Genomic DNA, 24,800 nt, shown 5'->3' with positions numbered 1-24,800 from the left:
ATGGGGTAAATCGTAAAAAAATGCATTATACGATACTTTTAGTAAACCTTTTTGCCTGCAATATAAGTGGCCGCAATAGCACGATCATCGCCCAATGTCATTTGAATGAATAAAGCTTCTTCTAAGCTATTGGCATAACGCATTCTGTAATCAATGATTGGTGTAGATTTTAAGTGGATCACAGCTAAATCTGCTTCCATGCCAACAGCAATTGTGCCCACTTTATCTTGTAATGATAATGCTTCAGCAGTACCGCGAGTTGCTAAATAGAATGTATGCAAAGCAGAGTAGGGTGAGCCATTCATTTGTGCGGCTTTATAAGCTTCATTCATCGTTTGTAGAATGGAGAAGCTTGTGCCTGCACCTAAATCTGTACCTAAGCCAACTTTAATCGGGCGATTGCTGGCTTTTGCATGATTTAAATTAAAAGCACCAGAACCTAAAAAGAAGTTTGAAGTTGGGCAGTGAGCAACGGCAGCGCCACGTTCATTCAATACATGAAATTCTCGATCTGTTAAATGTATACCATGACCATAAATGGCGCGTTCACGTAGCAAACCATAACGATCATAAGCATCTGTGTAATCTAAAGCTTCTGGGAACAGTTCTTTTACCCAAGCAATTTCACCAATGTTTTCTGAAACATGCGATTGAATCAAAGTGTCTGGAAATTCTTGCGCCAAACTTCCCACCATTTCTAATTGTTCATGTGTGGATGTTGGGATGAATCTTGGTGTAATGACATATTCAGCACGACCTTTTTTATGCCATTTTTCAATCAAAGCTTTGGATTCATCATAAGCTTTTTGTGGCGTATCCAATAAAGCTTCAGGTGCATTGCGATCCATACAAACTTTACCCGCCATGATGCGCATATTGTATTTTTCGGCTTCTTCAAAAATTGCATCCACAGATTGTGGGAAAATCGTACAGAAAACTGTAGAGCTTGTGACACCATTGCGATGCTGTTCTTTTAAGAAAATTTCTGCAACTTCTTTGGCATGATCTTTATCTTTAAAACCTTGTTCGGCAATGAAAGTATAGTTATTCAACCAATCAATTAATTGCTCACCATACGATGCAATGATTTCTGTTTGTGGATAATGTACATGGCTATCAATGAAACCTGCTGTGATGATGCTATCTGTATAGCGCTCAATGGCAATATCGCCTAAAGTCGGTAATAATTTATCAGCATCATCCACTGCTGTGATTTTGCCATTTTCCATCACAATGATGGCATCTTCTTTATAGACTAAACACTCTTCCATAGGATGGAAAAAAGGATCTTTTTGGAACGTTAAAAGTGCGCCACGAATGGCAGTTTTGTTTGATTGCATTGTGAGTCCTATTTATTTTTAGGTAAAGATTAATTTGGGCAGAATTGCGGTATCATATCAACAAATGACAGATTTTAAAGAGTGACATGGAACAGAAAAGAGATTTGATTGATACGATCGTATCAGACTGGGAAAACATTGGTTCAACATTGAATACGGATGGTACAGAGGTTGTGGGTAGAATTGTGCGCCTATCCACATTGATCAGCCGTAGAGTTGAAGAAAATCTAGCAAAGTATGAATTAACAGCAGGTGAATTTGATGTGTTGGCAGCATTATTGCGTGCGGATAATCATTCATTAGCACCATTTGAATTGCAGGATTTAATGCTCGTTTCATCTGGTGGATTATCCAATCGCATGAAACGCTTAGAGAAATATGGCTGGATTTCGCGTACACAAGCGAAAGAAGATGGTCGCGGCGTTGCTGTTAAACTTACAACTAAAGGCAAAGCATTGATTGAGGAAGCTTCCATTTCTCATTTAGCGCTAGAAAATGAATTAATTGCATCCATGAATAAAGCAGATGCTGAATCGCTACAACATCTGCTTCGTGGGTTGTTGTTGGTATTAGATCAAAAGTAATTAAGGCAAACTTAATCCTGTTAAATCAATAGGGGATTGGTTTTGGCAAATGAGCGCAGATAATACAGCTGCGCTGCCTGCTGCCAATGTGAAGCCCAAGCTACCATGGCCAACGTTTAGCCATAAATTGCTATAACGAGTTTTACCCAAAATTGGTGGACCTTTTGGTGTGGATGGACGCAAGCCTGCCCATACATCTGCTTCATCTACACCTTGTAACTCAGGGAATGTTGATTTCACCGTTTTCTTTAACGCATTGATACGGTTTTGGCGGATCGATGCATCATAGCCAATATCCACCATCGCGGCGATTCTTAAGCGATCACCCAATTTTGCATACACAGTTTTATGACCATAATCTGTCACGCTTGCATTAGGCACAATGCCACTTTCCTCTGGGAATGGCACAGTTAAGCTATAGCCTTTGAGTGGATAAATTGGCAATTTGATATCCATCGGATTCAATAATTCAGTTGCGCCATTGCCTGATGCAATCACTAATTCTTGCACATCTATTTTACCTTGGCTTGTTGTGATGCTATGAATGGTATCGCTGCCATGAATGGCTATCACTTTGGTGTTTGTCATTAAAGTGAATAGATCTGATTCTTTCAATTTATTGAGTAGGGCAACGCAATAGAGGTAAGCATCAGCGGTTTCATCATTCGGTGCATAAATCGCACCTTTCAAATCAGAATAAGCATGCTTCAATGATGGCTCTTTTTCTACGATTTGATCTTGATTCAAAACCTCTTGGAATTCAGGATCAATTTTAGAAGCTGCTTTATCAAAATCTGATTGATGGCGATGAATGATCATCTTGCCTGATTTCTTCCAGCAAAAATCATCTAAATTGTCATTTTCGCGCCAATCTTGTAAAACGCTTTGGCTCAAAAGGGATAACCTAAGGATATGGGCACCATTAATTTTGTTGGTTTTTTGATTACATGCCAATGTGAACTGCATCAACCATTGCCATTGTTCTAAAGAGAAGCGAAAACGTAGATTCAATGGGGAATCTGATCGGCCTAACCATTGAATACCTTGTAATGGTACGCCTTTATCAGCGAGCGGCGAAACGTAGCGGTAGCTTAATTGCGCGCCATTGGCAAAGCTAGCGCCTTTGCCCACGCCATCTTCTTGATCGATCAACGTCACTTTTTGACCTACTTTGACTAAAGCATACGCCAAAGAAATACCAATAACACCGCCCCCGATGATGGTGATTGTTCGCTCCATAACATCCTCATATCTTTTATTGAAACACTGAGAATCATTAGAGCGAATTATAGGGCATCACACAATTGATTAGTTTTCGTTAGGGTATAACTTTTGGTTAAGTCCTTGTGTCTTTTTCTCTAAGTAACTTTTTAGCATTTTCTGGTAATTATGCGCCGCTTGAGAAAGTAACATGTCAGATCTGTATAACAAACAGATATCTAAATACATAGCAGGTTCTAACGGATAAATCATGGATTCAGGTAGGATTTGTTCTGCTGAGAAAATATCGCAGATCGTGCATCCTTGGGATAATTTCACAAATCCTGCGGCCATATAATAAGTTTGCACATTTAAACGTGGTGATTGAAATTGGCGATGTTGTACGATTAACTGTGCCAATGAATCCGCGCCAGGATGAATCCAGCGAGAGAGATCAATGTCATCAATTTTAACGGGCGATTCATTCGGTTGGCTGTCGATATATGCCAAAGGCACTTTTGCTAATGGAACTACCGTAATATTGGGGTTTTTCACATTTTGGAATGTAATAGCAAAATCCAAATCACATTTTGCTAAGCGCTGTAGCATTGTTTCAGTGTGATCCGTGCTGACATCGATTTTAATGGCAGGATTCTCTTGAATGAATTGCGCAGTAATGGCAGGCATTAAGCTTAAGCCCAAGCTTGGAATGCAAGCGATGGATAATCTGCCTTCAGGATTAATGGCAAGATTATCTGCCAATTCTTTTAAATGACCGAGTTCACTGTAAATGGATTGTGCTTTATCAAAGAGAATATGTGCTTCTTTTGTGGGGATTAATTTGCCACTTTTACGCTCAAATAGGCTAAACCCTAAGCGAAGCTCTGCGTGCTTTAAAGCTTTACTCGCAGCAGGTTGAGAGATACAAAGCATCTCTGCGGCTTTGGTCAAAGAGCCACATAACATAATGGCATAGAAAATTTCGAGATGTCTGAGCGTCATAAACCCACTGAAGTGATTAAACTAAAGTGGGTATTTTAACGCATATTGATGTTTAGATGTGATTAACCACCTAATTTAGAACCAATTTCAATGAAGATCTTGATCAAAGCACTGTTTGAGATGTCCACGAAGAACGCGCCCACCATTGGTACAATCAAGAATGCTTTATGTGAAGGGCCAAACACTTTAGTGATTGCTTGCATGTTTGCGATTGCTGTTGGTGTTGCACCTAAACCAAATCCACAGTGTCCTGCACTCATTACGATTGCATCGTAGTTGCTGCCCATTACGCGGAATGTTACATAGATTGCAAATAGTGCCATCACAACAGTTTGGATTGCAATGATGATCAAGATTGGCGCTGCTAAACCTGCCAATTGTGCTAGTTTTAATGACATCAATGCCATTGCTAAGAAGAATGATAATGCAACGTTGCCTAATACATCGATGGTTTCATCAGAAACTTGTCTACGGAATACGTGCGTTACGATGTTACGTAAAATTACACCTGAGAATAAACACCATACAAATGTAGGCATTTGCATGATGGTATCTTTGGTTAATACATCCAAATAACTACCCACGCTGATGCTGATCGCTAACATACCAACTGTTTCAGTGATGCTTGCTGTGTTTACTTTACGCTTAGCTGTTGGCTCTTCAAATGCTTCTTGTACTTCATATTCAGCTTCATTTTTTGGTTGTTTAACTTTCTTCAACAAATGACGCGCAACAGGACCACCGATTAAACCACCTAAAACCAAGCCAAATGTCGCACAAGCCATTGCTAATTCTACAGCGCCTTCTAAACCATATTTCTCAGCTAAAACTGTACCCCAAGCTGCGCCGTTACCATGTCCGCCTGTTAATGTGATTGAACCTGCGATTAAGCCGTAGAATGGGTTTTGACCCAATGCAACAGCTAAGCCCATGCCAACGATGTTTTGTACAACGATCATCGCACTTACTGCGATTACGAAAATTACTAAAGGTTTACCACCTTGGATTAAACGGGAGAAATCCGCACTTAAACCGATGGATGTGAAGAATACAATCATCAGCATCGTTTGTAAGCCACCATCGAAGCCAAAACTAATACCTGTTGTTTCTGATAATACTAATAAACCGATTGCAACGATGAAACCACCGGCTACAGCTTCTGGAATGTGGTTATTTCTTAAAAAGCCAATGTGTCTGACTAATACTGTTCCTAATAGCAACACAATTGTTGCTGCTACTAATGTTAAATACGCATTTAACTGAATCATAGAATCCTCCTAAAATATAGTGCTGTACTCCGCAACACTTTAACTACACAGAGGCTACTTGATTTTAATCAAGTTCGGTAATGAGTTTTTGTCGGTAGATCATAACCAAAGGTTATTCTCTCAGAAATGTTGCTGGCAATANGTAAGCCACCATCGAAGCCAAAACTAATACCTGTTGTTTCTGATAATACTAATAAACCGATTGCAACGATGAAACCACCGGCTACAGCTTCTGGAATGTGGTTATTTCTTAAAAAGCCAATGTGTCTGACTAATACTGTTCCTAATAGCAACACAATTGTTGCTGCTACTAATGTTAAATACGCATTTAACTGAATCATAGAATCCTCCTAAAATATAGTGCTGTACTCCGCAACACTTTAACTACACAGAGGCTACTTGATTTTAATCAAGTTCGGTAATGAGTTTTTGTCGGTAGATCATAACCAAAGGTTATTCTCTCAGAAATGTTGCTGGCAATATTTGAACTTTAAAATATTTGAATAGTTATGTTTATCAATGAGTAATATGAATTTTAGTTGGTTTTATTCAGAATAAAACTTAATTTCAATTATATTGGAAATGCTCTGAGTTTTGGCTCTATTTAAGTGCTGATAGTTGTAAAATGACCGATAAAACTATCCTTCCATAGAGCAGGATAGAAATCTTGGTAGGAATCTTGAAGCACCTTTATGATAGTTTAATCATAAGGTTAATTGTCAGGTTTGTAGTTATAAATGATCTCTTCAATGATCCAACTTTTTTGGCTGACATCAGTTTTCACTAAAACATCATCACCATCTTCTTTGCCTAAACAAGCACGCGCCATCGGTGCATCTACAGATATATATTTTTTATTATGATAGATTTCATCAGGGCCAACAATGCGGAAGAATAGCTCATTGTCATCATCGTTACTTAATCTTACCCAAGCACCAAAAAAGACTTTGCCTTCTTGTTCAGGTGAATAATCCACAATGCGGATTTCATCTAAACGCTTAGTTAAATAATGAATTCTGCGATCAATTTCACGTAACTTTTTTTTATTATAATGGTAATCGGCATTTTCTGACCTATCTCCGAGGCTCGCAGCCCATGAGACTTTCTGGGTAATATCAGGGCGTTCTTCATGCCATAAAAAACGCATTTCCTCTTGCAGGATTTCCATGCCACCGCGCGTGACCAAGTTTGTTTTCATGTTATTCCACAGTTCTTCATTGATATTGTGAGCATCATAGTTTGTTGCGGGAAGACAATCAAATTCATAGTGATTTAAGATCATGCAAAACAAAACTCTAGACCTAAGCAATTATTTACAATCTACTTTTTTTTCAGCTTCATAACAGCCATTTTTGTCTTGACCTATACCTAATTCTGTCACGTTAAAAGTTTTAGGATCAGCGCCTTTGATAATGTCAGCTTTATTGCCATTGTGATAAAAAACATATTTTTTATCTTTAGCATATTGTATGTTCTTTGAGGTGAATTGTTTGATAGCTTCAAAAGTTTTAGGGTCAGCTTTTTTAAGAATTTCGGTTGGTTTGTAATAGTTAAAAAATGCATAAATATTCTTGCTATCTTTTCCAAAATGATTGTTAAACGCTATAAAAGATTGAGCATCTGCACCTTTAATAATTTGTTCTTTGTAAAATACATATTTATCATCTTGTGTGATAAAATTGTCATTTAATATTTTGAATGTTTTAGGATTTGCATTGTTAATATTGAAAGCTTCAAAATAGATATTTTTGTGATCGAAAGAATATGTTGGTGTTAATGTTTTAAATGTCTTAGGATCACTTTTTTTGACTTCTCTACCATTCCAATACGCTATATTTTTATCTATGGAATAATTTTCATTTAGTATGGCAAATGTATCTATATCAGAAGGGTGAACATAAGTTTTTATAAGCCCTGTCCAAAAATCGATTTGATAAATATTACGTTCATCTTTAGCATATTCATCATTAATGAACTGAAAACTTTTAGAGTCAGCATCAATAAGAGGAAATAGCGAATCGTTAGCAATCTGATAAACAGCGTTTTTATCTTTAGCAATTTTATTCAATTTATCGTTCAATAATCCGAATGTTTTTATGTCAATAGGGTGTGCTGTATTTGCTACTTGTATTGGTTTATTTGAGTAATAGATATTATTTTTATCCTTAGCATAGAATGAGGTTTTATGGTTTTTACCACCATATAACACTTCAAAACTTTCAAGATCAGCACCATCAACAATATTTTTACCTCGGTAGATATTATTTTTATCTTTAGTATATCCTGCCCCTAGCAAATGAAATGTTGCGGGGTCAGCATTAGGAATAACATCACGAGCTATAAATACCGAGTTGGTATCTTTAGCAATATACTCGTTTAATAAATAAGTTTTAGTTGTATTGTCTTGGAAAACTTCAAATGAATTAAGATCTGCATTTTCAATTTTTTTATCACCAAAATAAATATGATTTTTATCTTTTGCATAATATCCTAAAATATGCTCAAAAGAGTTAACATCAGCATCCATAATCTTTTTAGTGTCATAAAAGACTGAATTCTTATCTTTGGATAATTTAGCTGTGCTATTAATTAATTGAAAGCTTTTTACATCTATTCCTTCAATAGGTACTGCATCATAATAAATATGGTATTTATCTTTTGCATAGAACTGATCTATTAGGCTAAAGCTAGGTGAGTCAATATTTTGTATTGAATAGCTACTCAAGTAAGCTGTATTATTTATTCTCCAATAACGATCATAAGGGTATAACTCATAATCATTTTCTATGTTTGTAATGATAGAAAAAGTTTTGAGTAATAATCGGTAAGTATATTGGTTATCTTTAAAATATTGATAATACAATTTGGTAAAACTATTACTATTAATGCCAAATATTCTGTTATTTTTTACATAAACAGATTGATCATCCTTTGCAACTTCATCATCTAAAACCACAAATGTTTTAGGATTAGCGTAAGGAAGTAGCAAAGGTTCATCTTTGCCTGATAAATAAAACACACCTTCATCAGTGATTTTATAATGCTTGTATTCGATGGTTTCTGCACTTGTAGTTATGCCAAAGAAGCCAAGTAACATAGCTGAAAGAATAAGATTTTTGATCATTATTGTGCCTAATTCATTTGTAGTTATTCATTAATATTGTGAGCATCATAGTTTGTTGCATCAAGACAATCAAATTCAAATGAAATTTAGAATAATAGATATAAAAAAGAGATCTTGCGATCTCTTTTTACGCCATTCAACCCAAAATGGCTATCGAATCTATTAGGAGAGATATCGATAGATTCATCCTACATGACATAAAGCTAGATGTACATCACACATTAGTTTATTCGTAATCTATTCAATTAATTAAATATTAATAATCGGTATAATGAACAGAATATGAATTTAAAACGAGGTTGATATGCCTGAGAAAAAAGAAACAGCAATTCTAGTTCGTCCACGTATTTATATTGGTGACAATGCCACAATTGGACCAGGAAAGATCGAGTTATTGAAAGCATTGCAAACTGAATCTTCCATCACAGCGGCCGCTAAATATCTCAAAATTCCTTATAAAAAGGCATGGAATTTATTGGATTCGTTGAATAAAACATTCAATCAGCCAGTATTTGAAGCGCGAGTAGGTGGCAAAGGTGGTGGTAAAACCGAGTTGACGCCAATCGGTATTCAATTAATTAAATCCTATGAAGCTTTAGAGAAAAAGCTCAATCAATGTGTTGAGGATGAGCTTTTGGATATTAAAAAGTTAACTGAAACTCAATAGTATTCAATCAGGCAAAGATTGATTTATGAAAGTTTACCAGCTCTGATATTAACAGGCCATACGATTGTTTTGAGCTGTGTAGGAACGCCCCAAAGCTCGCTCAGTTCTTGATGGAACTGTATGAGTAAATCCTCTTTGCCCACAGATTTAGCTTTTTTGATTGCTGACCAAGTTGAAATATAGCCCATTAGTTGCTCTAAGTTCCACTGAAGTGAAATTTCCATCAGTTGTATAGGAATTTCCTCAAATGGAAAATAAATATTACGATAACCATCATCCACCATTTTACGTTCGGCAGGCCAATAAGCGCCAATATCGTCATAATAGAATTGATGTAATCTTTCTCTAATATCACTATCTGAATCAAAAACGCCATAACTGATCAATGCAATCACGCTATTTTGTGCTGCAACACGTTGTGCTTCTGTATAGAATTTTGGTAAATCTACCCAATGGGCTGCTTGTGCAATCGTCACTAAATCAATATGACGAATTGAATCGGGGAATTGCTCTGCAAAGCCTGACATATAATGGATATTATCTTTGAGCGTTGCATTCAGTATCTGTTCTTCACTAGGATCAATGCCAGTGACATGATCAAAATAGTTCGCCAAGATTTGTGTGAGTTGTCCTGTACCACAGCCAACATCCAAAGCATGGCATTGCTTTTGTGTCAGAGATGCTAATAATTTTCCCAATGCTTCAGGATATTTGGGGCGGTATTTAGCGTATTGATCGCCATTGACTATAAACCAATTGAGAGATTTTTGTTGTTGCTCATTCATGCTGAAAATCTCCTAATTGCATTGATTATCCAATGTTATAAAAACTTTGCCGAAAACTGATTTTGTAGATGTTTGGTGGAAGTTTTTTGCCAAAATTTATAAAACATGGATTTCATGGTTTTATAAACATACCAATCGCCATCCTCATTGAGCGCATGGAGATTAAATTTATAAGGCTGATTATTTTTACAGAATATCTCTAATTTAACTTTGCCAACCAATGCATAAAATACTAAGTGAATGAGCGCAGTAATATCATGGTCTGTATGCTCAAAGTCTATATAAAAATCACCCAAATATAAAATGCTTTTAGCTTCGTCAGAATAGAGAATAATATCAAAGCCATTGTCATGATTAGTGAAAATAGAGATTTGATCTTTCACAGAGTTGTCATAACGAATTTCAGGGTAAAGATTTAATTTTTCACTGATAAATTGAATAATGTCATTCTCGTCATTCATTTTAATATCCTTTCATTATATTTTTATTATTATGATGAATGGTGTGTGGTATACATTGTACTACTACGATTTATATTAGCCACTAATATTTTATATAATAATTGACGTGTTAATCATTATATAATAACGTTGATTAGTTAATAATAATATTGAATAAATAAACACTGATGATAATTACAATAGGAGAAAACCATGAAAAAAATTATTTTAGCTTCTGTCTTATCCGCGTCTTTATTTGGCTTAACAGCTATTGCACAAGAAGTTCCAGTTCTCAAAAAACTTGAAAGTGCTGTAGAAAAGGGTACTGATAAAGCAGTGGATGCAGTAAAAGACACAGCTAAAGATGCTGTGAATGGTGGCGCAGAAGCAGTGAAAAATACAGGCAATGCCATTGATAAAGCAGGCGATAAAGTTGAAGATGCAACTAAAAAAGGTGTAGATGATGTTGCTAAAGATGGTAAAAAGGCAGTGAAAGATGTACAAAGAGATAGCAAGAAAGCAGTAAAAGATGTGAAGAAAGACAGTAAAAAAGCAGTAAAAGATATTAAAAAAGCATTCTAATACGATCATTCCTCTCGAGCACTCCCACTTCGAATGCTAAAAAGCCCGAATCAATCGGGCTTTTTTATTGACAAGGCTTTTATTTTGAGTGAAATTTATAGTATTTTCGATGAGTTCAATTATCTTTTGGAGCCACGATGTCCATCACTGATGCGCTTTTAGCTTTTTCTCTTGCGGCTGTTTTATTGACGATCACACCAGGATTGGATACAGCTTTAATTTTAAGAACAGCTGCGAGCGAAGGGCGAAAGCAAGCATGGCAAGCTGCGATTGGAATTAACTTAGGTTGTTTTTTATGGGGCGCAATGATTGCTTTTGGTTTGGGTGCATTATTGGCAACCTCTGAATTGGCTTATACCATTTTAAAATGGTGTGGTGCGCTCTATTTATCATGGTTAGGTTTACAAATGATTGTGCGACCAAGAGAACAATTTGAATTAGCCCAATCAGATGGTAAGCAGAGCAGTAATTGGTTTGTTCGTGGCATGTTAGGGAATTTACTGAATCCAAAAATTGGTGTGTTTTATATCTCATTTTTACCGCAATTTATCCCTGCGAATCATTCACCTATTGCTTGGACTTTCATATTAGTGATGATTCATATTGCATTGACGTTTGTATGGTTTGCAATGTTGATTTCAGCAACACAGCGCATTGGTAGAGTTTTAAAACAACCTAAATTCACACAGTGGATGGATCGAATCACTGGCGGGATTTTTATTTTGTTTGCTGTGAAATTAGCAATGAGTAAAGCCTCTTAATATTAAAAAAGCCCGAATCAATCGGGCTTTTACATGTCTATAAGTACTAGAGGTTATTTTGTCATCAATTGTCCCATCATACCCAATGTTTCATGCTCGAAAATATGGCAGTGATACATACGCAAACCTTTTTCATCCTGAATAAAGCGAATGGTTACTTTCTCATAAGGGCGAAGATTCACAGTATCTTTGAAACCGTTAATCTCAGGCTTAGATTTTTGTTCATTGTAATCATGCTCAATTACTAAAAACTGCGTGCCATGAATATGGAAGTTATGATCCATGTGAGAGTTATTGAAAATCACCCATTCTTCCACTTCGCCAGCTTTTACAGTCACATCATTGCGGTTCATATCGTGCATTTTGCCATTCACTAAGAATAGTAATTGGTTATGATTCATCACTTCTGTGTATTCAATTAAGCGTTTAATGGATGGCTTTTCATACACTGGTAATTTACGAATATTTTTTGGCAATGTCACTGATGCACTTTTTTGTAAATTTACTGTTGCAAGTTCCATATCTGGGTCAGAAGGAACCATCCCCATTTTACCGCGATCATAAGCCAAGGATTTCAATGCAACAGTGCCTGTTGAAGTTGGTACTATCAATAATTCAGCGCGTTCACCTGGTGTTAATAATAACTTTTGAATTTCTTGTGGATTTTCTAAGAAACCGCCATCTGTCGCGATGATGTAAACTTTCGCGTCTGCCAATGCAAGATTCAAAAATTTAGCAGAACAAGCATTCCAAATACGAACGCGCGTTGGTTCTGTGATATTTACTGTAGGCTTCAATGCACCGTTCATCAATAAGAATTGACCTTCACGACCATTCATCCAATCATTGAAAGTGTTCTCGGCGATTTTGCCATTGGCTTTGAGTTTAAGATCAGAGAATAACCAATTTTGCTGTGCGAATTTTGCATAAGGATCAGTTTTTGATTTCACAATGAAAACGCCAGCTAAACCACGATAAGCTTGCTCTGCAACTGTGTTGTGCCCATGTGGATGATACCAATATGTACCCGCTGTACCTTCAGGGATTGTGAATTTATAAGTACGTTTTGCACCAGGTTTCACTTCATCTTGTGGATTACCATCTTGATCCGCAGGCACTAAAATGCCGTGCCAATGGATGGTTGTTGGCTGTGGCAACTGGTTATCTAAAGTGATTTCTACAGTATCACCTTCATAAACTTCAATGGTTGGGCCGGGAATGGAATCATTGTAAGCCCAAAAATCTGTAGGTTTACCTTTGATCAATTCAACATTGACAGGTTTGGCTGTTAACGTTGCTTTGAATAATTTAGGTTCGGTACTTTCATTTTTCAGTATTGGTAGTGCAGGTAAATCTGTACCATGTGGAATGGCTGATACAGGTAATAGATCTTTTGTGGCATTTTGCAATTGTTGAATATCTTTAGCGGTTAAAGTGCGATTGCCCAATTGATATCCGGGGGAGATCATTTGTGCCATATCGTGGCCGCCTTCACCCATCATACTACCGTGATTCATGTTGCTCATATTGCCGTGGCTCATGCCACCCATTTTGCCATGTCCGCCATGGCTTTGACCAAATGCTAATACATTAGTTGCAACAACAGCGCCCGCAACAGAAGCCGCACGAATCATAAACGTTCTACGTTTCATAATAAAATCCTCATAATTTTAAATTAAATTTGTAATAAATTTTTGGCGATACAAAGTTTAAAAATTACGAGAATATGGGTGGTTTATGGTCTTGTATGAGATCAACGGAGTAGAGCGCATCATCTGAAAAAATGTTTAATTGTTTAATGATGGCATGAGAATAAGTGATTTCAGTATTGCTAAAGTTGCTGATGCCTAAAGCACAAGACATCATCAATGCATCGCAATGAATTTCGCATTCCATTAAATTATCACTGGAGTGATGATTCATGTGGGCGCTATCGTTGTGCATTGTATTTTCCATCATCACAGTGTTGTCTAATGCAGGCGCAAAAGCATCTTTCACAGCGATCGCGAAAGAGAAATTTGTGATGAGTACAGTGATGATCACTAATACTATAGAAAATAATTTATGTTTAATCATGGCAATAATTATAACGGAAAGAAATTAAGCCTCAATTGTATTTACAGATGATTTACACTAATCTTGACCTAGATTCAAATAATTAAAACTTAAGGGGAAGCGTTATGAATCAGCAATCACAAGATTTTTTGGCAGCCATTCAAAATAACTATGCAGAAGAAGCAAATAAATATTATCTACAAGATCGCTCGGTGATTTTTGCAAGAGATGGGCAAAAGCGGACAACATTGCAAATTGCTGCCATGAACCAATATTATGATTTGGTGCAATATCTCATTTTGATTGGCGTGGATCTGAATGCACAAGATAATATGCGTTTTAATCCTTTTTTGTGGGGCTGTATTCATAATGATTTAAAACTTGTGAAAATCATGGTGGAAGCAGGTGCGGATTTAGAATGTTTAACGCGCTTTGGTGGTAATGGATTAACGCCTGCATCTGAAAAGGGCAATGTTGAGGTGGTGGAATATTTACTAACACAAACGGACATTAATCCTAATCATACAAATTATTTAGGTTGGACCGCATTGATTGAAGCTGTGACTTTAAATGGTGATGATGAAAGACAACAGAAAGTTGTAGAGCTTTTATTGACGAATGGCGCTGATCCAAACATGGTGGATTCTTACAGTAAAACGCCATTTAGATTAGCAAAAGAGAGAGGCAATATGATGATTGCTGAAATTGTTGCAAAACATGGCGGTGTATAGCCATAATGGAAGCATTTTGAAATACCTTAGGATATGAGATTTATGACAGATTCATTGCAAACATATTGGGCGAAAGTTGGTCAGCAAGCAAGAACTGCCAGTAGTTCCCTGTTAAAAGCAAGTACAGCAGAGAAGAATCGTGCATTACAATTGATCCATGATGAGATCATGAAAAATGTGGATGTGATCATTGCTGAAAATCAAAAAGATTGTGACATCGCTCGTGGCAATAGCTTAACGGAAGCATTCATTGATCGTTTATTATTGGATAAAGGTCGCATTCAATCAATGGCGCAAGGCGTTGTGGATATGATTGCATTACCTGATCCAGTTGGTGAAATTACGGATGTGAAACCTCGTCCATCAGGTATTTCCGTTGGAAAAATGCGTGTGCCTTTGGGCGTAATCGGAATCATTTATGAAGCGCGCCCAAATGTGACGATTGATGCCGCATCATTGTGCTTAAAATCAGGCAATGCGGCGATTTTGCGTGGTGGCAGCGATGCTTTCCATACGAATCAATGTTTAGCAAAGATTCTTAAAGAGGCTTTATCTCATACTGCATTGTCGGAACATTCTGTACAGATCGTTGCAACGCAGGATCGTGCCGTTGTGGATTTGATGGTGACAGCAAAAGATTACATTGATGTGATCATTCCGCGTGGTGGCAAATCATTAGTGAGCCGTATTAATGCAAGTGCAACTGTGCCTGTGATTAAACATTTGGATGGTGTTTGCCACACATTTGTGGATGAATTTGCAGATTTAGATTTAGCAGTGAAAGTTGCCGATAATGCGAAAACTCAGCGCTATGCACCATGTAATACAATGGAAACATTATTAGTGCATGAGAAAGCTGCAAAAGAGTTCTTACCAAAAATTGCTGAAGTTTTTGTATTAAAAACTGTAGAAATGCGCGCATGTGAACAAGTACAAGCCATTTTAAATGAGCATGAAATCTCTACATTAATCGCAACAGAAGAAGATTGGCGAGAAGAATATTTAGGGCCAATCATCGCGATTAAAGTTGTGAAGGATTTAGATGCAGCGATTGCACACATTAATCACTATGGTTCTCATCATACGGATGTGATCATCAGTGAGTGTTATTCCAATACAACAACATTCCTAAGAATGGTGGATTCTGCTTGTGTGATGGTGAATGCATCTTCGCGTTTCTGTGATGGTTTTGAATTTGGTTTGGGGGCTGAAATTGGCATCTCCACTGATAAAATTCATGCACGTGGACCCGTTGGATTAGAAGGTTTGACCTCACAAAAATACATTGTATTAGGTCATGGCGAGATCAGAACCTAAGGTAATGGACTATAGTTGTTGTGGTGCGTTGTTTATTGATAATGAATAACGGCGTTAATAGTGTTAGAATGATTCGAATTTTCATTCATTTAGGAGCAGTTAATGAAAGAACAAACTTTAGAGTTGATTCGTCAACAAGTGACGGAAAACCCAGTAGTGATCTACATGAAAGGTACGCCACAGTTTCCAATGTGCGGTTTCTCTAGTCGTGCAGCACAAGCTTTAGCAGCAACAGGTTTACCATTCGCTGCGGTAAATATTTTTGATGATGAAAATATTTATAACTTCTTGCCTTTCTATCAAGATTGGCCAACATTTCCACAAATCTATGTGGGCGGCGAATTGATCGGCGGATGTGATATCACTTTAGAATTGTATGAAAGTGGTGAGTTAAAAGATTTGATGCAAAAAGCCATTGACGAAGCGGCAAAATAAACATCATGAAAAAGTCCCATATCTTGGGGCTTTTTTCCATAGCGTGAAAAATTAGGAAATTATATGAAAATAGTAGAAGTTAAACATCCATTAGTGGCACATAAATTGGGCTTGTTGCGTCAGAAGGAAATCAGCACAGCAGAATTTCGCCGTTTATCTTCTGAAATCACGACAATGCTAGCGTATGAAGCAACTAAAGATTTACCAATGGAAACTGTTACTATCGAAGGTTGGGCAGGCAACGTTGATGTTGATCGTTTAAAAGGTCGTAAAGTTACAGTTGTACCAATTTTACGTGCTGGCATTGGTATGTTAGATGGTGCTTTGGAGTGCATTCCAAGCGCGCGCGTATCTGTTGTAGGTTTTGAGCGTGATGAAGAAACTTTAGAACCACGTGCTTACTATGCAAAATTGACAACTCACATGGATGAACGTACAGCGATCATTCTAGATCCAATGTTAGCAACAGGTGGTACTTTAATCGCGACAATCGATTTGTTGAAAGCAAAAGGTTGTACAAAAATTAAAGGTTTGTTCTTAGTGTGCGCACCAGAAGGTTTAGAAAAAGTTAAGGAAAAGCATCCTGACATTGAAATCTATACAGCATCTATTGATAAATGTTTGAATGAAAATGCTTACATCTTACCAGGTCTAGGTGATGCTGGTGATAAGATTTTTGGTACAGTAGCGTACGATTAAGTAACAAAAGGTAGACATTAGAATGAAGGTAAAAGTAATCGTAGCAACGTTGATCTCAGTGAGTGTGTTATGGCAGGCTTCTTTAGCGCTTAATAGTAGTGAAATCTCTGCTTTTACGAAGGGGAAAACCTTCATTCAAAATAATAATGTCGAAGGCTATGAGAAATCATTGAAAGCCTTGAAAGGCACATCTGTTGCGCCTTATTTAGAATACTATTATGTTCAGCAAAATTTGAAGAAATTGCCACGTGAAACGGTTTTGAAATTTCTTCAAAATAATCCTGATGAACTGTTTACGGCATCCTTGAAGAACGATTTCTATCGTTATGAATTGGGGCAANGACATTAGAATGAAGGTAAAAGTAATCGTAGCAACGTTGATCTCAGTGAGTGTGTTATGGCAGGCTTCTTTAGCGCTTAATAGTAGTGAAATCTCTGCTTTTACGAAGGGGAAAACCTTCATTCAAAATAATAATGTCGAAGGCTATGAGAAATCATTGAAAGCCTTGAAAGGCACATCTGTTGCGCCTTATTTAGAATACTATTATGTTCAGCAAAATTTGAAGAAATTGCCACGTGAAACGGTTTTGAAATTTCTTCAAAATAATCCTGATGAACTGTTTACGGCATCCTTGAAGAACGATTTCTATCGTTATGAATTGGGGCAAAAAGAGTATGATTTCATCATTGATCATTTAAAAGATGATCCTAGCCAGTTTTTACGTTGTATTGCGGATGATGCAATTTTACAATCGAATCCGAAAGCATTCGATGCCAAGCGCTTCCAATCTTATTGGATCAAAGTTTCTACGCCATTATCAACGTGTTTACCCGTTGAAAAAGTATGGTTAAGCAAATATGCACCAAAAGAAATTTTAGATCAAAAATCAGGTGAATTGGTTAAAAACCTGCAGTTGAGTCGTGCAAAAAACTTATTGCCACATTTGCCAGAAGCGAAGCGTAAATATTATCAATCCATGATTCAAATCGTGGAGAATCCTGCTGGGCAGTTGATGAAGCAGGGGCAATATTTTAAAGATTCCAGCAAATTCTATGCTTTAGCTGTGCGTCAATGGGGCAAAAACGATTCCACAAATGCGTTGAATGGTTTGGCTTTTGTGAAGAAAAACCAATTAGTAACCAATGGTGATTATTCCACATTGAGAAACTTATTGGCGGTTTATCAAGCGGGGCGAGCGGATGCGATTGATCCTTTAGGCAGAATTGAAAGCATTCCTAAAAATGAGCAAGGCGATGATGTAAAAATCAGCGGCTTCAAATTGAATGCACAAGCAGGTAACTGCGATGCTGCTTTGGATTATTTAGATCGTTTATCCATCAAAGCCAGCGAAGATCCAACTTGGACATATTGGCAAGGCAAAATGTATCAATGCATTGGCAATAAAACACAAGCAGCTGAAACATTCAAAAAAATCGCAGGGCAAACAAGTTTCTATGGCTTTTTAGCCGCGGATGAATTGAATCAGCCTTATGCTGTATTGGAATCTATTGTTAAGCGTAAAGCAGACAAACGTGAAGCTTTGACAAATAAATCATTCAAAGTTGCATTAGATTTAATGAAAGTGAATGAGCGTAATTTTGCGCATCAAGCTTGGCAACAAGGTTTACGTACAGCATCACAAGGTCAAAAGAATACAGCGAGCTTTGTGGCTTATGATCAAGGTTATTATGATTTAGGCATTCGTGCAGGCGTTGCTGCAAAAATGCCAGGTGCATTGCACATTCGTTATCCAATGGGCTATGAAAAAGAAGTGAATCAAGCAGCTAAGTTATATGGCTATCCACCTGAATTATTGTGGGGATTGATTCGTCAAGAGAGTTTATTCCAACCAGATGTTAAATCCCATGCAGATGCTTATGGTTTGATGCAATTATTGATTCCGACCGCTGAAAAAATGGCAAAAAAATTGAGTGAAAAGCGTGGCAGTTTGTATGATCCAGTTTACAATATTCGTTATGGCTCAGCATATTTAGACGATGTGAGCGGTGTTGTTGGCAAAAATTGGTCGTATATTTTAGCAAGCTATAATGCTGGTCCTCATAAAGTTAAAAACTGGATTGATCCGCCAATGGCAGATATTGTGCTTTGGGTTGAATCCATTCCTTATCGTGAAACGCGCGGTTATGTGAAAAGCATTTTAGAAAATGTGGTGATTTATCATTACCAAAAAGGCCGTAAAGTTCGCATTACAGAATATTTAAATAGCTTTTATCCAGAATAATTAAAGCGAGTTGATATGTTATTTAAGATTTTTTTCACTATTGTTGTCGTTGTAGGTTTAGTGTTTTTATTTAAATTTAAACGCACGAATCCGAAGAAAATTGCAAGCCCAACGCAAAGTAGCGACAATATTCCTAATGCTTTTCGTACTAAAACAAGTGGCTTGAGCATTCATGAGCAGAGCTTATTGAAGTTCTTGCAAGAAATTGTGGCGAAGAAAGATCATATTCAGGTATTTCCAAAATCACAATTAACAACATTTATTACTGTAGATCCTAATTTAGCACCAGAAATTCAAGAGCGATTAGAGCGAGATTTGAAACAAGTGAGCTGTGATTTTATGTTGGTGGATACTCGTACATTTTCACCAGTAGTTGCTTTGTCTATCAACTCTTCTGCTAACTTGGAAAAATTGTTACAGGATTTAAACGTGCCTTTGATTCCATTGATGAAAGGCCAACAATATGATCAGGATAAATTACAGCAATTAGTGATTCATTATTTGTAATAACTTAATATTTATATCTAGCCTTGTGGCGAGATATTGAGATAAATTTATGGCACAAGATATACAACCAAGAGGAATCCCCATTCAATTATTGGGAATCTTCCGCTTAATTATGGCGGTGATTTTATCTTCTGTTTATATTTTAAGCGCGCGCGTTTCACCTGAAGCATTGCCAATTTCGCGTTATTTTCAAATCGTTTTATTAACGTATTTGGTATTTTTGTTGGTTTCCACATTAATTTTAAAGCGCCAACAATTTCAAACCACTAAATTTATCTATATTTTTGGATTATTAGATTTAGCATTCATCTCTGCGCTCTGTTATTACACAGATGGCTTAAATAGCCCATTAGTAATTCTATTATTGATCTCTTTTATGGTGCATGGTGCATTCTTATCAAGAACAGGTGCATTATCATTATTAGCTGTATCTGTGCTTATTCAGCTCGCGCTTTGGATTAAATTTGAATTCAATCCAGGGGAGTTTCAGCACTCTTGGTACAAGCTAATGATCTCTCAAGGAATATTGAGATTAATAGGACAAAACTGTTTTGCCTTTTTAGCATTGATGCTCACAAACTCATGGTTGCATAAATATGAAGCATCACAACTAGAAGTTGAGCGCAAAAATGAAGAGCTGAAAAAAGCCGCCATTTTGCATGAAGCAATCATTCAGCAATCTCGCTCGGGGTTAATTGTTTTAGATTCAGCAGGTCGAATCATTTTGATGAATAACTACATTAAATCTTGGTTTGGTGATTTGGATCTACAAGATAGTTACTTGATGGATTATTTACCAACATTAACAGAACGATTTTATCTTTGGAACTATTTGAAGTTCATGGATCCATCATTGTTTGAATATAATAATGAACGATATTATGTGGAGTTTGATGAAATCAAACAGCCAACAGGGCATTATTCCTTGATCCAAATTGAGCCAACAGACATTGTTAATATGCGCGCTCAGCAGGAAAAATTAGTGGCATTGGGGCGATTAACCGCAGCGATTGCCCATGAAATTCGTAATCCTATGGCTTCTATTTATCAAGCAAGTCAATTGCTGGGTGAGCAAGAAGGCGTTACGCCCATTGAAAATAAGCTCATCAATATGATCAATAACAATGTGCAACGTGCCAATCGTATCATCACAGATGTATTGGTTTTGGCGCGTAAAAACGAGTTAGAGCGAAAATATTTTAAATTGCCACTATTTTTAGATGAAGTTTTAGATGAGTTTTTGGTGGAATATCCCAATCTGAAAGATCGAATCACAGTGGATATCGCACCTGATGTTTCTCGTGTATTATTTGAAATGTCCATTTTAAGACAAATGATTACAAATTTATTGAACAATGCCATCATTCATTCAGGCCGATCTGAAGATGAATTAAAAATTATGATCGAAGCAGAAATGAAGGGTGAAACGCCAGTTTTATCCATTTATGATAATGGGAATGGTTTGACCGAAAATGTGAAACAGCATTTGTTTGAGCCATTTTTCACAACTCATAAAAATGGCACAGGATTAGGTTTATATATTACAAAAGAGTTATGTTTATCCAATGGTGGTTTGATTCAATATGTAGAAGTTGATGAAGAGAAACATGGATTCAGAATCATTTTCCCTAAAAATGTATAATAGCGATTGAATTAATAGACAATGGCAAAGGAGCGGAATGTATAAAGCACTCATAATTGATGATGAAGAAAATATCTGTGAACTGATTTCGATGAGTTTTCTATCGATTAATATTGATTGTGTGGAAGCTTATTCCGTCTCAGAAGCGATCATCGCGCTTCAAGAAGAGAGCTTTGATGTTTGCTTAACAGATCTCAAATTACCTGATGGCGATGGCTTTGATATTTTGCGTTACATTCAAGATAAATTGCCGAATTTGCCTGTTGCGATGATGACTGCCCATGGCAATGTGGAAAGTGCCATTGAAGCATTAAAGCTGGGTGCATTTGACTTCATTTCAAAGCCTTTTGAAGTGGAAGCTTTGCGTAGCTTGGCATTGAATGCCATTGAAACTAAAAAAATCCCTAAAGCAGAATCTGTTCATGGTTTATATGGTGAATCCACTGCTATGGTTGAAATGCGCGAACAGATTCGTAAAATTGCACGTTCACAAGCACCGATTTATATCACAGGTGAATCAGGTACAGGTAAAGAAGTTGTGGCGCGTGCCATTCATGCAGAAAGCCCAAGATTTGAAGGCCCATTCATTGCTGTCAACTGTGGTGCTTTACCTGAGCATTTAGTAGAAAGTGAATTATTCGGCCATAAGAAAGGTAGTTTTACTGGTGCAGATAAAGATAAAAAAGGATTATTCCAAGCAGCAGATGGCGGTACTTTATTGCTAGATGAAGTGGCGGATCTTCCTTTATCAATGCAAGTGAAGTTATTGCGTGCAATTCAAGAGCGCGCAATTCGCCCGATTGGTGAGATGAAAGAAATTCCTGTAAATGTGCGAATTTTATCTGCATCCCACAAAGCATTAGCAATGTTGGTACAGGAGCAGGAATTCCGTCAGGATTTATTCTATCGTTTGAATGTTATTTCATTGAATGTGCCTGCTTTGCGTCAGCGATTATCAGATGTGCCCTTATTGGTAGATGTGATCCTGAATCGTTTAAATGAAGAGAATAGACGCAATGTAGATATTTCTCCTGCATCTATTGATGTTTTGAAAAGCTATTCCTTCCCAGGCAATGTACGCGAATTAGAGAATATTTTAGAGCGAGCATCTGCTTTATGTGATGCGGATATGATTCAGCCAGATAACTTATTATTGAGTGGAAATTGTCATATTCCAGCCTTTGACCCTGTGATTGAAATTCAGCCCACCATTATTCCAGAAGTTTCTCATGAAGTTGCACCAGTTGTTGCTGTTGCTGAGCCTGTGATTCCTGCCGAACCACAAAAAGTGCAATTTGAACCTTCTGACACAATGACAATGTGTGATCTAGAGGATCCAGATATTCCAGATTATATTGATGACTTGGAAGGTTATTTAGAAGCGGTTGAACGTAAGATTCTAAAAAGATCCTTGGCAGAAAATCACAGTAAAACAGAAGCGGCGAAACAATTGGGTATTTCCTTTAGAACGTTTCGCTATCGTTTGAAAAAACTCAATATAGAGGATGACGAATAATGAAAGCAGAAATCATCTCGGTGGGCACAGAGCTATTATTAGGGCAGTTGGTGGATACAAACTCAGTGTGGTTATCACAGCAGTTCAGCCAAATGGGCATCAATAGTCATTTTAAAACCACAGTGGGTGATAATGCTAACAATATTGAGCAAGTATTTGCATTGGCAACACAGCGTGCTGACATCATTATTGCAACAGGTGGATTAGGGCCAACGCAAGATGATATTACCAAGGAAACTCTAGCAAAAACATTGGGTTTAGAGTTGGTTTATGATGAAGCATTGACTGAAATGATTAAAGAGAAATTTGCCATTCGTAACATTGAAATGAGCAACAATAATTATCGTCAAGCTTATTATCCCAAAGGTACTGTGATTTTGGATCAATTCCCCGGCACAGCACCAGGTTTGTATCTATATCACAATCATAAACATTATTTTTTATTGCCAGGCGTGCCTTATGAAATGAAGGCAATTTTTGAAGGCTCTGTGATTCCTAAGTTGCGTGAGATTGCACCGATAGATGAGCAAATCTATACAGAAACTGTGAAAGTTTGGGGCATTCCAGAGTCAGATGTGGCAGAAAAAGTTGCGAAGATTGATGATGATTTAGCTGAAATTGGTAATCCAAAATTATCTTATTTAGCCTCTGGCATTAATGGGATTAGTGTGAGAATATCAGCTAAAGCACATAATAAAGAAGAAGCTTTAACATTGATTCAGTCTTATAAAACTGAGGTTGAAGAGTTATTGAAACCTTATATTTTTGGTCATAACTCTGACACAATGGAAGAGTATATTTTATCTTTGTGCAAAAAGAACGAGTTTAAAATTGCGTGTGTGGAATGGTTTACAGCGGGCATGATGGCAAGTCGTTTAATGGCTTATGGTAAAACATTGGAAGTATTTACAGGTGGATTGGTCAAACGTGGCTCATTTAAACGTGAATATTTAACACAGGTACAAAATGATTTAGGCAGTGATATTGTATTGGCAGTGACAGAGCATCCCAGCGAGAAAACAACAGTTTGGGAATGCCAATTACATATGTTATTGAATGATCAATATTTTTCAAAAATGATTCAAATACCGCGTCATCAAAAAGAAGAGGCGATGGCGTTTGCAGTAATTAACTGCTTTAATTTTTTAAAGAACCAACTACAGACAGTGGAAGAGTAATGGAAGAAAAGCAATATTTACGCGTTGTAATGGCTGTGATTTGGAACCCGGCGATGGATGAGATTTTGATTTGCCAAAGACCTGAAATAAAGAACTTTGGTGGATTATGGGAATTTCCAGGTGGCAAAGTAGAAACTGGCGAAACAGATATTGAAACGTTAGATCGTGAATTGGATGAAGAAGTGGGCATTTTAGTTCATGACTTCACTCATCGCATGGACTTTAAACATGACTATGAAGATAAAGTAATCGAATTTGNACTACAGACAGTGGAAGAGTAATGGAAGAAAAGCAATATTTACGCGTTGTAATGGCTGTGATTTGGAACCCGGCGATGGATGAGATTTTGATTTGCCAAAGACCTGAAATAAAGAACTTTGGTGGATTATGGGAATTTCCAGGTGGCAAAGTAGAAACTGGCGAAACAGATATTGAAACGTTAGATCGTGAATTGGATGAAGAAGTGGGCATTTTAGTTCATGACTTCACTCATCGCATGGACTTTAAACATGACTATGAAGATAAAGTAATCGAATTTGTGGTCTATGATGTTTATAGTTTTGAAGGCGAACCTTATGGCCGTGAAAATCAAGCAATACGCTGGATCAATGCTGCAGACTTATCTTCTGTTGATTTTCCACCTGCGGATTATATTCTAATTGATGAGATCAAAAATGGCATCATGCCGAACTAATAGATTCTCAAGATTTAACAATCATTAACC

Annotated in this window: 26 protein-coding genes; 15 read left to right on the top strand and 11 right to left on the bottom strand. The window is 37.0% G+C overall.

From position 1 onward, the window contains the following. Window positions 1–38 precede the first annotated feature (38 nt). Complete coding sequence (gene guaD / locus BZK16_RS00815) at window positions 39–1,340, bottom strand: guanine deaminase (RefSeq protein ID WP_077927006.1); 1,302 nt, start codon at window positions 1,338–1,340, stop codon at window positions 39–41. A gap of 86 nt (window positions 1,341–1,426) precedes the next feature. Here guaD and BZK16_RS00810 point away from each other — a divergent pair, with 86 nt between their 5' ends. After that, a complete protein-coding gene (locus BZK16_RS00810) occupies window positions 1,427–1,924 on the top strand; it encodes a MarR family winged helix-turn-helix transcriptional regulator (RefSeq protein WP_077927005.1) in 498 nt (165 codons plus the stop codon). Here the strand turns inward: BZK16_RS00810 and BZK16_RS00805 are convergent, their stop codons facing one another. The 6 genes from BZK16_RS00805 to BZK16_RS00780 all read right to left on the bottom strand — a co-directional run bounded on the left by BZK16_RS00805 (window position 1,925) and on the right by BZK16_RS00780 (window position 8,518). Then, window positions 1,925–3,163 carry a D-amino acid dehydrogenase gene (locus tag BZK16_RS00805; protein ID WP_077927004.1) on the bottom strand — a complete coding sequence of 413 codons (1,239 nt, stop codon included), beginning with the start codon at window positions 3,161–3,163 and terminating at the stop codon, window positions 1,925–1,927. A 69-nt stretch (window positions 3,164–3,232) separates the two neighbouring features. Beyond that, window positions 3,233–4,126, bottom strand: a complete 894-nt coding sequence (locus BZK16_RS00800) for a LysR family transcriptional regulator (protein ID WP_077927003.1) — start codon at window positions 4,124–4,126, stop codon at window positions 3,233–3,235. A gap of 62 nt (window positions 4,127–4,188) precedes the next feature. Next, complete coding sequence (gltS, locus tag BZK16_RS00795) at window positions 4,189–5,394, bottom strand: sodium/glutamate symporter (RefSeq protein ID WP_408645552.1); 1,206 nt, start codon at window positions 5,392–5,394, stop codon at window positions 4,189–4,191. 68 nt (window positions 5,395–5,462) lie between these two features. After that, window positions 5,463–5,735, bottom strand: a complete 273-nt coding sequence (locus BZK16_RS00790; RefSeq protein ID WP_077927002.1) for a sodium/glutamate symporter — start codon at window positions 5,733–5,735, stop codon at window positions 5,463–5,465. 371 nt (window positions 5,736–6,106) lie between these two features. Beyond that, window positions 6,107–6,592, bottom strand: a complete 486-nt coding sequence (gene greB / locus BZK16_RS00785; RefSeq protein WP_077927001.1) for a transcription elongation factor GreB — start codon at window positions 6,590–6,592, stop codon at window positions 6,107–6,109. A 111-nt stretch (window positions 6,593–6,703) separates the two neighbouring features. After that, window positions 6,704–8,518 (bottom strand): DKNYY domain-containing protein, encoded by a 1,815-nt coding sequence (locus tag BZK16_RS00780; RefSeq protein WP_077927000.1) that lies wholly within the window; start codon window positions 8,516–8,518, stop codon window positions 6,704–6,706. A gap of 304 nt (window positions 8,519–8,822) precedes the next feature. Between BZK16_RS00780 and BZK16_RS00775 the strand changes: the two genes are divergently transcribed. Then, window positions 8,823–9,185 carry a winged helix-turn-helix domain-containing protein gene (locus tag BZK16_RS00775; protein ID WP_077926999.1) on the top strand — a complete coding sequence of 121 codons (363 nt, stop codon included), beginning with the start codon at window positions 8,823–8,825 and terminating at the stop codon, window positions 9,183–9,185. Between the two features lie 23 nt (window positions 9,186–9,208). Here the strand turns inward: BZK16_RS00775 and BZK16_RS00770 are convergent, their stop codons facing one another. Together BZK16_RS00770 and BZK16_RS00765 are read right to left on the bottom strand one after the other, a co-directional pair. Further along, window positions 9,209–9,970, bottom strand: coding sequence for a class I SAM-dependent methyltransferase (locus tag BZK16_RS00770; RefSeq protein WP_077926998.1), 762 nt, complete (start codon window positions 9,968–9,970; stop codon window positions 9,209–9,211). Window positions 9,971–10,005: 35 nt separating this feature from the next. Then, complete coding sequence (locus tag BZK16_RS00765; protein ID WP_077926997.1) at window positions 10,006–10,431, bottom strand: hypothetical protein; 426 nt, start codon at window positions 10,429–10,431, stop codon at window positions 10,006–10,008. A 192-nt stretch (window positions 10,432–10,623) separates the two neighbouring features. Between BZK16_RS00765 and BZK16_RS00760 the strand changes: the two genes are divergently transcribed. Both BZK16_RS00760 and BZK16_RS00755 read left to right on the top strand, forming a co-directional pair. After that, window positions 10,624–10,992, top strand: coding sequence for a hypothetical protein (locus BZK16_RS00760; RefSeq protein WP_077926996.1), 369 nt, complete (start codon window positions 10,624–10,626; stop codon window positions 10,990–10,992). A 137-nt stretch (window positions 10,993–11,129) separates the two neighbouring features. After that, a complete protein-coding gene (locus tag BZK16_RS00755; protein ID WP_077926995.1) occupies window positions 11,130–11,753 on the top strand; it encodes a LysE family translocator in 624 nt (207 codons plus the stop codon). 53 nt (window positions 11,754–11,806) lie between these two features. Here the strand turns inward: BZK16_RS00755 and BZK16_RS00750 are convergent, their stop codons facing one another. After that, on the bottom strand, window positions 11,807–13,405 hold the full coding sequence (locus tag BZK16_RS00750) for a multicopper oxidase family protein (protein ID WP_077926994.1): 1,599 nt from the start codon (window positions 13,403–13,405) through the stop codon (window positions 11,807–11,809). Between the two features lie 64 nt (window positions 13,406–13,469). Then, window positions 13,470–13,829: a hypothetical protein gene (locus BZK16_RS00745; RefSeq protein WP_077926993.1), complete on the bottom strand. Its 360-nt coding sequence runs from the start codon at window positions 13,827–13,829 to the stop codon at window positions 13,470–13,472. Window positions 13,830–13,933: 104 nt separating this feature from the next. On the opposite strand from BZK16_RS00745, the gene BZK16_RS00740 reads away from it, so the two are divergent. The 11 genes from BZK16_RS00740 to mutT all read left to right on the top strand — a co-directional run bounded on the left by BZK16_RS00740 (window position 13,934) and on the right by mutT (window position 24,770). After that, a complete protein-coding gene (locus BZK16_RS00740; RefSeq protein WP_077926992.1) occupies window positions 13,934–14,539 on the top strand; it encodes an ankyrin repeat domain-containing protein in 606 nt (201 codons plus the stop codon). Between the two features lie 42 nt (window positions 14,540–14,581). Next, window positions 14,582–15,856 carry a glutamate-5-semialdehyde dehydrogenase gene (locus BZK16_RS00735; protein WP_077926991.1) on the top strand — a complete coding sequence of 425 codons (1,275 nt, stop codon included), beginning with the start codon at window positions 14,582–14,584 and terminating at the stop codon, window positions 15,854–15,856. Window positions 15,857–15,958: 102 nt separating this feature from the next. Then, complete coding sequence (grxD, locus tag BZK16_RS00730; protein ID WP_077926990.1) at window positions 15,959–16,291, top strand: Grx4 family monothiol glutaredoxin; 333 nt, start codon at window positions 15,959–15,961, stop codon at window positions 16,289–16,291. Between the two features lie 63 nt (window positions 16,292–16,354). Next, window positions 16,355–16,990, top strand: a complete 636-nt coding sequence (gene upp / locus BZK16_RS00725) for a uracil phosphoribosyltransferase (protein WP_077926989.1) — start codon at window positions 16,355–16,357, stop codon at window positions 16,988–16,990. Window positions 16,991–17,340: 350 nt separating this feature from the next. Further along, entirely contained in the window at window positions 17,341–19,233 is a 1,893-nt protein-coding gene (locus BZK16_RS00715; RefSeq protein ID WP_077926987.1) for a lytic transglycosylase domain-containing protein, read from the top strand. Window positions 19,234–19,248: 15 nt separating this feature from the next. Next, window positions 19,249–19,740, top strand: a complete 492-nt coding sequence (locus BZK16_RS00710; protein ID WP_077926986.1) for a DUF2726 domain-containing protein — start codon at window positions 19,249–19,251, stop codon at window positions 19,738–19,740. Between the two features lie 49 nt (window positions 19,741–19,789). Continuing rightward, window positions 19,790–21,382, top strand: coding sequence for a sensor histidine kinase (locus BZK16_RS00705; RefSeq protein ID WP_077926985.1), 1,593 nt, complete (start codon window positions 19,790–19,792; stop codon window positions 21,380–21,382). 37 nt (window positions 21,383–21,419) lie between these two features. Next, complete coding sequence (locus tag BZK16_RS00700) at window positions 21,420–22,898, top strand: sigma-54-dependent transcriptional regulator (protein ID WP_077926984.1); 1,479 nt, start codon at window positions 21,420–21,422, stop codon at window positions 22,896–22,898. Continuing rightward, entirely contained in the window at window positions 22,898–24,076 is a 1,179-nt protein-coding gene (locus BZK16_RS00695; RefSeq protein ID WP_077926983.1) for a CinA family nicotinamide mononucleotide deamidase-related protein, read from the top strand. The genes BZK16_RS00700 and BZK16_RS00695 overlap by 1 nt, the downstream gene beginning before the upstream one ends. After that, complete coding sequence (locus tag BZK16_RS00690) at window positions 24,076–24,357, top strand: NUDIX domain-containing protein (protein ID WP_077926982.1); 282 nt, start codon at window positions 24,076–24,078, stop codon at window positions 24,355–24,357. The genes BZK16_RS00695 and BZK16_RS00690 overlap by 1 nt, the downstream gene beginning before the upstream one ends. Next, the gene (mutT, locus tag BZK16_RS00685; protein ID WP_077926981.1) at window positions 24,357–24,770 is read left to right on the top strand and encodes an 8-oxo-dGTP diphosphatase MutT; all 414 of its coding nucleotides are present in this window, start codon (window positions 24,357–24,359) and stop codon (window positions 24,768–24,770) included. Before BZK16_RS00690 ends, mutT begins: the two co-directional genes overlap by 1 nt. Window positions 24,771–24,800: the final 30 nt, after the last annotated feature.

The sequence above is a fragment of the Wohlfahrtiimonas populi genome, from assembly GCF_002006795.1.
Lineage (GTDB): Bacteria > Pseudomonadota > Gammaproteobacteria > Cardiobacteriales > Wohlfahrtiimonadaceae > Wohlfahrtiimonas > Wohlfahrtiimonas populi.
The sequence above is the reverse complement of the archived record's forward strand: the minus strand, read 5'-3'. Positions and strand labels throughout refer to the sequence as shown.